This is a genomic window from Priestia abyssalis, from assembly GCF_002019595.1.
In the GTDB taxonomy this organism is placed as follows: domain Bacteria; phylum Bacillota; class Bacilli; order Bacillales; family Bacillaceae_H; genus Bacillus_BA; species Bacillus_BA abyssalis.
The window spans coordinates 1-10300 of sequence record NZ_MTIQ01000010.1 but is presented as its reverse complement, the minus strand read 5'-3'; the positions used below and the strand labels follow the sequence as shown (position 1 = coordinate 10300).

The 10300-nt window shown below is 35.8% G+C and carries 12 protein-coding genes; 4 read left to right on the top strand and 8 right to left on the bottom strand.

Annotation, left to right across the window (positions count from 1 at the left end; translation table 11 throughout):
- Positions 1-412: 412 nt before the first annotated feature.
- Both BK575_RS27860 and plsY read right to left on the bottom strand, forming a co-directional pair.
- Positions 413-886 (bottom strand): DUF3221 domain-containing protein, encoded by a 474-nt coding sequence (locus BK575_RS27860; RefSeq protein WP_078415084.1) that lies wholly within the window; start codon positions 884-886, stop codon positions 413-415.
- A gap of 64 nt (positions 887-950) precedes the next feature.
- A complete protein-coding gene (plsY, locus tag BK575_RS27855; RefSeq protein WP_078415083.1) occupies positions 951-1532 on the bottom strand; it encodes a glycerol-3-phosphate 1-O-acyltransferase PlsY in 582 nt (193 codons plus the stop codon).
- A 326-nt stretch (positions 1533-1858) separates the two neighbouring features.
- Here plsY and BK575_RS27850 point away from each other — a divergent pair, with 326 nt between their 5' ends.
- Complete coding sequence (locus BK575_RS27850) at positions 1859-2113, top strand: hypothetical protein (protein ID WP_078415082.1); 255 nt, start codon at positions 1859-1861, stop codon at positions 2111-2113.
- A 388-nt stretch (positions 2114-2501) separates the two neighbouring features.
- On the opposite strand, the gene BK575_RS27845 is transcribed toward BK575_RS27850, so the two are convergent.
- Complete coding sequence (locus tag BK575_RS27845; RefSeq protein ID WP_078415081.1) at positions 2502-2774, bottom strand: hypothetical protein; 273 nt, start codon at positions 2772-2774, stop codon at positions 2502-2504.
- Between the two features lie 392 nt (positions 2775-3166).
- Here BK575_RS27845 and BK575_RS27840 point away from each other — a divergent pair, with 392 nt between their 5' ends.
- On the top strand, positions 3167-3424 hold the full coding sequence (locus BK575_RS27840; protein ID WP_235867527.1) for a spore coat protein CotJB: 258 nt from the start codon (positions 3167-3169) through the stop codon (positions 3422-3424).
- Complete coding sequence (locus tag BK575_RS27835) at positions 3424-3981, top strand: manganese catalase family protein (protein ID WP_078415079.1); 558 nt, start codon at positions 3424-3426, stop codon at positions 3979-3981. Before BK575_RS27840 ends, BK575_RS27835 begins: the two co-directional genes overlap by 1 nt.
- Before the next feature lie 312 nt (positions 3982-4293).
- Here the strand turns inward: BK575_RS27835 and BK575_RS27830 are convergent, their stop codons facing one another.
- The 4 genes from BK575_RS27830 to BK575_RS27815 all read right to left on the bottom strand — a co-directional run bounded on the left by BK575_RS27830 (position 4294) and on the right by BK575_RS27815 (position 8557).
- Positions 4294-4725: a hypothetical protein gene (locus BK575_RS27830; RefSeq protein ID WP_078415078.1), complete on the bottom strand. Its 432-nt coding sequence runs from the start codon at positions 4723-4725 to the stop codon at positions 4294-4296.
- A 143-nt stretch (positions 4726-4868) separates the two neighbouring features.
- Positions 4869-5522, bottom strand: a complete 654-nt coding sequence (locus tag BK575_RS27825; RefSeq protein WP_078415077.1) for a MerR family transcriptional regulator — start codon at positions 5520-5522, stop codon at positions 4869-4871.
- Between the two features lie 1299 nt (positions 5523-6821).
- The gene (locus BK575_RS27820; RefSeq protein ID WP_078415076.1) at positions 6822-7721 is read right to left on the bottom strand and encodes a hypothetical protein; all 900 of its coding nucleotides are present in this window, start codon (positions 7719-7721) and stop codon (positions 6822-6824) included.
- A gap of 485 nt (positions 7722-8206) precedes the next feature.
- On the bottom strand, positions 8207-8557 hold the full coding sequence (locus tag BK575_RS27815; RefSeq protein ID WP_078415075.1) for a hypothetical protein: 351 nt from the start codon (positions 8555-8557) through the stop codon (positions 8207-8209).
- Positions 8558-9088: 531 nt separating this feature from the next.
- On the opposite strand from BK575_RS27815, the gene BK575_RS27810 reads away from it, so the two are divergent.
- The gene (locus BK575_RS27810) at positions 9089-9313 is read left to right on the top strand and encodes a helix-turn-helix domain-containing protein (RefSeq protein WP_078415074.1); all 225 of its coding nucleotides are present in this window, start codon (positions 9089-9091) and stop codon (positions 9311-9313) included.
- Between the two features lie 89 nt (positions 9314-9402).
- Here BK575_RS27810 and BK575_RS27805 read toward each other — a convergent pair whose 3' ends face one another.
- Positions 9403-9582, bottom strand: coding sequence for a hypothetical protein (locus tag BK575_RS27805; protein ID WP_078415073.1), 180 nt, complete (start codon positions 9580-9582; stop codon positions 9403-9405).
- Between the last annotated feature and the right edge of the window lie 718 nt (positions 9583-10300).

The window sequence follows — 10300 nt, the reverse complement described above, 5'->3', positions numbered from 1 at the left end:
GGGAGATCCTCCTAATCTAAAAACGACCGAAAGGATTCTAAGTATAATGAGTGAAGAAATAGTGTAAGCGACCTTGTGATTCCGAAAAGGATGAACGAGGTCGCTTACTGTGTTTTTCCCTTTCTTTTTGACGTTCCAGGGCCCATTTCATGTTGTTTATTACGAATGCGCTGCACATCCTTCACCTGATTTAACTCTTCAAAACCTTCCTAATATCAACGTTTTGAATGTACGATTTTTTTGATACATCCGTTATGTCATTGATTTTGACTGAAATTTGGTAAAATCAACAAAATGAATGTACGATTTTATACTAAATCATACATTGGATAAAATAAAAAATCCGCCTAAATAGGCAGCTATATTTTGGGTTCTTACTCAACGAACCGTTTGTTCAGCAAGAAAAAATCCCCTATTCTTTTAACTTTTTTATAACTTCAACTTTTTCAGCCAATAAAGTGATAATAGAAGGCATGTTATGCATTTGGGGAGCCCACCACACAATCACTTTTTCTCCTTTTTGAATACCTTTAAAACTGTTTTCCTCGTTTACAAACCAAATAATATTATTGTGATTTTCACTTTCTGCTACGTCTTTAAGGTTCTTTTCTAACGCTTCCTTTTGAGTAATACCACTAACAACTAAAATCTTTTCTCTTTCGTTTTCCTTCACTCTTTCTACAACGTAGCCTTCAAACTGGTTTAATCTATCCTGTGTGTTTGAACAAGCTGTTAATAACAAAAATACGCTCGATATGGTGGCAAAGATTATTCTTTTCATACAATAAAACCTATCCCTTATCCAAAATTTAACTAAATCTATTTTATCATTCCTTGCTCGGCCAATTTGCTCCGTTAACACAAAAAAGGTTGCCGCAGCAACCACACTTTCTTCAACTCACGCCTCCGGTAGCTTAATAAGAGAAAGCTCATACTTTTTGTAAGAGTTATTATTTCTTACCTATTTTGTTTTCAGTGCCTTTCAAAATTCTTTTTATATTTTCTCGATGTAGAATGATCACTAATACGCTTATTAATAACGAAAGTGCTATGATAATTTTTTCTTCAAATATCAAACTGTAAATGAATATTGCTATTCCAGCCAGCATTGAGCTAAGTGATACATACTTAGAAATGATCAAGGTGAACAGAAACACAACAAAGCCGACTAACGTACCTAAAGGGGTCAAAAATAAAAAGACTCCTGTTGAAGTCGCAACAGCCTTTCCACCTTTAAAACCAGCAAAAATAGGAAATACGTGTCCTAATATAGCTAGTAAACCACAGATAATAGGATTAACAGTAGAACTTAACATTTGAGGAAGCAAACAAGCAACTGTACCTTTTAATAAATCAGCAATTGCAACAATTGCCCCTGCTTTTTTTCCTAAAACCCTGAAGGTATTAGTTGCACCAAGATTCCCACTGCCATATCCACGAATATCAGTTTTGTAGAACATTTTACCGATAATCAAAGCAAACGAGATTGAACCGACTAAATAACTTGAAATGAGAGTTATAATATTAAGCATAATATACCTTCTTACTTGAATTGTTATATATTGAAATTCTTTTTAGCATACTTATTTTCCTGTTATCCTTCTTAAACTAAACTCCCGTTTAACAAGAACCATTGACTTTTTCTGACCACCATTTAATGAATGTAAGTTCTTATGTAAAATCATACATTCGATAAAATGAAAAAGTCGCCTAAATAGGCAGCAGTATTTTTGGTTCTTGTTAAACTAACGCCACTCATTTATTCAATACGAAAAATTGAACAGTTAGTTGTTTTAAAGAATGAAATCATATTCCGAACACATCCTACAAATAAGAAATAAAGGTTGGATGTGATCAGGTGAAAGACAAACTTATCGTATTTCTCTTCTTCATCGTCTTTGCTGCTTGTAATCACTCACCATTAGATGAAATTAGAGAGCACGATATTAAAAATGGTGGACTTTATTATGAACAAGAGAAATTAGAAAGCCTGGACATTAAAGGAATTACCAAGGACAAAGACGGTAATATCCATTTTTATGTTGAAGAAATTACCCCAGATACGAATAAGAAAATTGAACAGAAATTATTTGAGATTTTTGGTCAAAAATAGACTTTATCCTCCATGACATTGATGAAATAACTGATCTATCTCGTTAAATGACCATAAAAAAAGCCCCAAATCCCTAGAATTTGAGGCTTTTTACGCTTGAACAAGGGTAGAGTTTATAGAGATGAAAAACGTCTTATACGCGAATATAAGACGTTTCAATCAACATAACCCAGGATTATAAGAAGTAAAACCCTTAAATTTAATGAGAATCCAAGAGTTTTATAACGCAACATAATAGACATTTTGTTGTTACTCAAATGTTTGTAATCATTTTACTTAAAAGAGAAACTCCTGTCTCAATAACAATCCTTAATGCGTAAAGTAAAAAAACGTTGCTGTCAAAATCAATATTTTTACCAAATACTTCAATATTTTTTCTTAAATTATTTTAAAATCCAACAAAAATAAGTCCCTCACAACATGTCCCACAATCGCATTTCAAACATTTAATTTGAACTTCAATGAGTGAGGTAGTATTAATAATTTCCTTTTCTTCACCTGGAGAAACTTCCAATACAATATCGTCTTCTTCTGCACGTACGACAATGACTTTAAATGGACAACTTCCAGTATTAATGACAGATACTCCAAAATCTACTGGAGTGGTGGAAATAAAATAAGTTCTCGTTTTCCCATCACAAGTTTGTTTAATTATCGGCATCTTCAATATCCTCCTTATTTATAAACAATGTAGTTTATACTATTTAATAAATGAGAGGAATCATTGAAAAGACAGTGCATGTGCGGAGAAAAGGAAAATATATGGATTCATAAAGGAAAACTTACCTAATGGAAATCTGAAAGCCGAGATGGATAATCTATATCCTCTAAATTAACATAATAAATAATAATCGTTATCAGCAGTTAAAAAACCTTTTAGTATGGTAAAATTCAAATATTTTTATGGCAGAGTCTCCTTAGCATTATAAATCTACGTTTTGCTAACTTACCCCAACTTGCACACATTTTAACACTTGTCTACATTCATCCAATCAAATTCTAAAAGGGCCACATTTATTAATTAATAAATGCAAATATAAAGGAGGCAATGTGTTGAGTAGACAAGAACTTTTGCTAGAAATTCAACAGATTGAGTTCGTTCTTGTAGAATTGCAGCTCTATTTAGATATACACCCCTTAGACAAAAGGGCTCTCAACCAATTCAATCAAAACTCTAATAGATTAAGAAAATTGATATTACAGTATGAAAGCCAATTTGGTCCTTTACTTGGATTTGGCTTCTCCAAATCAAGAAACACATGGCAATGGATAAATGAACCATGGCCTTGGCAAATAGAGGAGGGGTGTTAATGTGGATTTATGAGAAAAAGCTATTTTATCCTGTTAAGGTAAGTAAACCTGATCCTAAGATAGCCAAACTTCTTTATGAAGTATATGGCGGTCAAGATGGAGAATTATCCTCGGCACTTCGATATTTAAATCAACGTTATACGATGACTGATAAACGTATAATTGCTCTATTAACTGATATCGGTACAGAAGAATTGGCTCATTTAGAGGTAATAGCAACTATGATTTTTCAATTAACAAAGGATGCTACACCAGAGCAGTTGAAAGAAGCTGGCTTGGGACCATTTTTTGTTAATCATGGTAAAGCTTTATTTTATACGAATGCGGTGGGAGTACCATGGTCTGCCATGTATATTCAAGCAAAAGATGACCCGATTGCTGACTTAACTGACAATATTGCGGCAGAAGAAAGAACAAGAGCTACTTATCAATGGCTAATTGAGATGACTGACGACGTTGACTTACAGGATTCACTAAAATTTTTACGAGAACGAACAATTGTTCATGCTCTAAGATTTAGAGAGGCTATAGAACTACTAAAAGGCGAAACTCTCTAATCTATGACTCGCTGCCACGCCTTTTTTTACTTTTTCTGTAAAACCCTTAGCAGGAACAAAGTATATTTTTAATTTCATCTCCTTTTTGATTTTTATAAAGGGACAAATGTATGAAATATTCATTTCTAGTTAACATAAACACTCCTATCGGAAATAGGCCAACTTGAAATCCCTTGGCTCTCAAGGGATTTCAAGTTGGCCCATTTTATCGTTTATGCATCTTTTTATACAACGTTGATGAATCAACGTTTTCGGCTTCTGAAAAAGCTTGGCAGCTGCATAAAAAAGTGTGGTTTTATGCAATATATCTTCTTAAACTTCTTTTCTCTTCTTAATCGCCGTAATAAATGAGTATCCAAATATTATCTCCATCGGAATTCCCATACGTAAGAAGAAAAATGGTACAGGAAGCTTAAAATAAAAAGCAACGATCGGATAAATACTTATGATAAAAGACGGTAGCATTAAAAATAACAGTTTTTCTAGATTAAATGTCCATAAACCAGGCTCTTTTCTTCTTGCAAGTAATGTAGGTATTCCAAGCAATATACCTAAAAGGATATATCTTAAAAGAAAATAATAAGCAAACGGAGGAAAAAACATTGGCTGATAGGTTTGTTGTGAAATTTCTTCAAGCTTATCTGCAGTTACATCCGTGGCCAACCAATAAAAAACAATAACAACTAAATATAATAAGTATTTAAAAGAGCTTTTAATAATTGTGAAGCCCTCCCTTAAAATCACCTATTTTATCTCGCAATTTTCCCCTAAATAGGGAAAATGATTTTTATATCAAGGGCGACCGTAGGGATTTTATGTACCCTTAATATATAAAAATTTTCGTTCTGACGGGATTCCGTCCACCGAGAACTCATACCAAATAGGTATTACCAAAATCTCCACCACTTCTTCTTTTCTCTCTGGCTCTCTGCTAACATTGCTGCAGCCATTTGTTTCTGAGTTTCTTGACTTTGACGGAGAGCATCTAAAAGAGCTTTATCCCGATCACTTGATAAAAATTCCTCGAGTCGATTCATCTGGGCCTTTAATTCCTCAATCTGACTGTCTTTCTCTGCAAGAACGTCCTTTATTGCAGAAGGAAACTCCTCTAAAACAATTTGTTCTACTTGTTCCTTAGATATTTGAGAAGATTGTAGCCCCTGGATCATACTCTTCAATTGCCCTATTTCGTTTAATAATTGGTCATTATACTGTTTCTGTAGAGCTAAACCCTGTATTAGAGTTTCACTTTCATGTATGTAGGATTCTTTGTCTCCCTGTACTGCCTTTCTCGTGTCAGACGATACCTTTTTAGGACCATGCCAATCTCGCAGGGCTTGCTCCTTACCTACTTTTCCAATACGCTCTTGGATTTCACGAATATGGTGTAAGTCTTCAACTGTAAAATATCGATAACCGTTTTTAGGATTTTTTCTAACCTCTAGATTAAATTCTTTAACCAGATTGATAATTGTTGTTCTACTAACTTGTAATTCTTTTGCAATATCACCAGTAGTATAAGTGATTTCCTCGCCCTCCAAACCTACACCTCCTAAGTTTAAACTTTAAACTAGCCTTAAACTAAACCCTAAAGCAACCTTAAAGTATAGATTGCTGGAAGCCTTGATACACAAATGATTTGTAGGGTTTTAGGGTTTTAAAACTATACTTTAGGGTTTCCAGCAAAACCCTAAAACAAACCTTAAAGCAACCCTACACAAACCCTAAACTATAGATCTCTGAATCCATTGTCTGTCAAGGATAGTGTAGAGTTTTAGGGTTTGTGTTCTATACTTTAATGTTTTACTTTCACCTTCAAAAAACCTTTTTTAAAGGATTATAGATTAATTTTTTGAGATCCTTATGTAATTTCAATAATGGAATATTCACAGCAAAGACCGCCCATTATCCATCAGCCTATAAGGCGGTCTTATCTATATGTATGTCATATAATTTTTCTTAAATCCTCGACATTTTCTCTTCACCCTTATACGAGCCCTCAGATTCCGTTTTAAGCCTTCTAATCCATCAATCTAATATAAAACATCTATATCACTTAAAACACGCTTAAAACGCCTTTAAAACATCCACTGTACCTTCTCATCCATTCTCTTCACTTGAACTTTTATTTCTTCCTATTGCTCTGCTCCCTTTCCATTCTTCTCCTGATCCTCCTACTACCCTCTAACTCTCTCCCTATACATACCACATTCCATTACTTACTTATTCATTCTCTTCCATCCTAACTTTCCCACCCACCAACACTCACTTACCCTTCCATTTTTGTTTGGGAAGGTAAGTGGGTTATTTACCTATAGTCCTGCCTAACTGTCACGGAATGTAAGTATGGAATGCCGTGACAGTTAGGCAGGACGTCAGGCATAGGCAAACCCTAGGGCTGTAGGGAAATAACCCGTGTTGGTGGGTGGCGCTCAAGCCGTGTCACAGTTACATTAGATGTATAACATGGTTAACACATCTAGTATCACATTTACTATCACATCTATTCATACATCTAATGTAACTCTTAACTAGAAAAGTAGAATAGGTGTAGACGTGATCAACCCATCTATCCCACACCCATTCCATATCTGTTTTCACATCTAATTTACTCCTGGTTAATAAATGGGATAAGGTAGATGCCTTATTTATCACTCGTTTTTTAACCTATTTTTTAACTCATTTATTAACTGCATGCTACTCAGATCGGATGTGTTTTGATATGTGTGATGGTCACCATATCAAAACACATCCTGAAACCCATATTCAAATACACTTCCCTTAATTTTTTAGAAACGAACAAACAAAGCTTAAGCTTTGTGGAGCCATCTTAAGATGGCTTAGGCTTCTAAGAAATTATAGAAAAGTGGGTTGTCAGATTGATGTTGAAAAGTTTCTCGTCTCTTGGCAGCTGCAAATACGTTTCGTAAGCCTCCAAAGAAGTAACCGGTAAAGGCTTTTTTCACCTTGTTTTGCTTATAAGCGAAGACGGATCCCTTAAATGTTTGGATGACCAGAGCCAACAACTCTTCTACAGGTGTGTCTAAACGGCTCATTTTGTGTGCTAAGCGCACTTTTCCCCATAAACGATGAATTTCCTTAGCATCGTTAAAAAACGGCTGTACGGCCAAAATGAAGCTTTCTGGCACATAAGACGGCACAAAATCAGAATTTAAGGCAACGTTCTCCTTACGTTTATTATGTTTAATAAAAGTATTTAAAGTTAAATAATAGGTAGGATCATATTTTGACGGGACTCTCTTACTTTCACAAGGCCTCTCCGTATTTTCAGGTTGGAGATTAGGTTGGAAATTAGGCAAGAATTCCTCCAACTGCAAGAACTCCACCCAATGCTCAAAGTATGGATGATCGACGAATAGATGGACTTGGTTCCCAAGGCCATTTTGCGTCGATGAACGTCGATAGACGGTCACAATAACATTGTTCTCCCGTAATGTCTGCTCGACCTCTCGAATTGTCCTGTCGGTGACTCCATAACGTTTGGCTAGCGTCTTATCTTCAATAAAGAAAAATCCACGATCCGCAGCCAGCCAACACATCATATCAATCGCGTTCTTTGTTCCTTGTCTCTTACGGTTATAACTGTCGCCGTACGCTCTTTTTACAACGTCTAATAAAATTTCTTTCATAATTTGTTGTTCACGGCGATTCTTTGCATACGCTTCACGGCTTTTCATTTGATCAAACTCTGGATTCGATACCATTCTATTTACAGTCATCTTTCTTCTCCCTTTCTTTAAGGAAAACAAAAAAGACGTATCTACCGTTCAAAAACGGTAAACACGCCTTTTCTAGACTGTAAAAAGGTGGACTTCACCCCTTGAATTTTACATTGATTTATCGTAAAATACAGACACAACAATGTAAAAAAAAGGTGAAGGCAAGTGTTTACCGTGGCTGCATCACGGTGGACGGTTATAGGATGTTGGTAGCATCACTATAGCGCGCCTGAGCCTTTTTTTGCTTTTCCGAACTTTTTTCTTGATTCTAGTTATACCAAACTTATCCAAGTTCTACAAGATAGATTGATAGAATGAAACAATAATTTAACAGAGAACATCCGACAGTGCGCAATTATACATAACTCCGTTTTGTCATTGCGAACCGTTTTAAAACGGTTGTTTTGCTGAGCAAATTTATTTTTCTCACAAGGCCAATATTAAAAAAAAATAATAGTAACCTAAACCTTTACTTTAGTTAGCATCTAATTTAAAAATGATGCTAGCAGCACTGCCACAAATGCGATTCCTGCCACGATGTCCCCAGCGTTTAATTTTTCTTCGACTTGGTATGTACCGTAGCTACCCTCTTTTTTAATTAATTTAATTTTCCTTGGTGGTTCCTCTTCATATGTGATGTCATTCAACTGTAAAAGTAATTCTCCCTTCTCCCCGAATTTGTATTCGTCCATCAGATTGTGATCTCTGGGAAGGAATCTGCCCTGCGGATCTCTCAACCGGTGTGATACATCCAGTCTCGGACGGTGATAATACGGATCGTGCCTCATGAATTCGAGAAGCAGCTTGAGCTGACGTTCCTCTTGTGGCGATAGCATTGACGTCCCTCCCTTCTCTTTCGATTACCGGGCATTGTTCCAGCCAATAATGGTGGTCTGAAAGCCGCCACGAAGGCGAGGGGAGAAGGACGTCTTTCTTTTTATAGTCCGTCAAAACATCCCTAAATTCTTTTGTATGAGCAGCGACAAACAGTGCCAACCGGATAATCTGATTACGATCAAGATGCGTTTCCTTGAATACATCGTTTACGTAGTCACGAAAAACGGGAGCATATCGAACAGTGGGGCGGTAAACACTCATTTAGCTAATGTCACTTCCTCACCGTTAAGAAGACGGACCAAATGCTCTTTCCCCTCCGGAGTTAGATAGACGCCTTCTGACGTTAATAATTCCATCGCTAATTCTACCGTCATATACATCGACTTCCCTTCGTTGCTGTCATTGACGTTTGCTAACGTCTTGATAAAGCATATTGGACGCTGCTTGTCCGTTATTCCCAATTTTTTGGGCGAAATTGGATTAAATTTTAGGAACTGTGTCCATACTGTCAGCTAAGGAGGTTGAATCGGATGCTAGGAGTAAATAAACCGAAAACAAAGCTAGGGAAATGGTTAGAAAAGAGAGGAATTACAAACGTTTGGTTGCAAAAAACTAGTGGATTGAGCAAAAATACCGTTACAGATTTAACCTTTACGGCAAAGCATGCTCCCAATCAACGAACCATGCAAAAAGTATTGAAGGCATTGCGGCAAATAGATCCGAACGTGAAATCGGATGATTTTTGGTCGATGTAAATAAAAAAGGTTGGGTACCTTTTGGACGCCCAACCTTTTTTATATATGATTTTTGTTTCACTAATGCACCCTTTTGTTGAGGAAAACCATTATTCCTTTTTAATTTTTCTATCCTTAAAATAGCCCCCAACTACTGATCCAGAGCCCCCAATCAAAAACATAAGTATTAATTCGCCAATAAAATTAGAAGGGTTAATTATTTTAAAAATAATTACGCTTATTCCCCCCCACAGAATAAAAAATAGCAAATCTCTCATTGTAAATTTCAAAGTAATTCTCCTTTATTTTAAATCTTATATACATCCTAAAGGACACCGTACACTCTTTTGGAAAATCCCTCAATTCCAATTATTTCTTCTTAAATTAAACTCCCTCAAATGAAGAAGAGCATAAGAGGTTTTTGTCCCTACTAAAGGTGTGGAGTTAGGCAAAGCCTAACAAAACCACGGGGGCACAAAAAAGTTAAAAGTGTTGATATACTGTTAATGTACTGTAGATCTTGTGTCGATATCATTTTTCTTATTCGATATCAAAGAGCTTGGGTAATCATAAAAAAAAGCCCGTCTATAAAGACGAGCCTAAAAGGGGAATAATGAAAAAATCTGCAGCATCATCTGCTCACTTTGCACTTTACCTTTTAAAAGTGAAAAGACAGTGAAAATCAAATTAGAATTCAGTGAGAGACGTTAAAGATTCATGAAAACCCTCAAAAATAATCAGATTTTTTAGAAAATTTGTAATTTTTAGTATTTACAAGATTCCTAGTTTCATATATGATAAATACAAGCAACACACACTACCTCAAAAAGAAGGTGATATCAGTGAAGTAGCGAAAGGCGAAGTGTACCGAAACGTACATGGGACAAGCCTAATAACCGATTCAGTAAAGAAAAGGGTGAAGCCAATGACATAGGTAAGGCGAAGGCATATCATACATAGGCCGGGTAACCAACAGTAAACCAATGTGTAGAAGAACTCTCTAGCCAT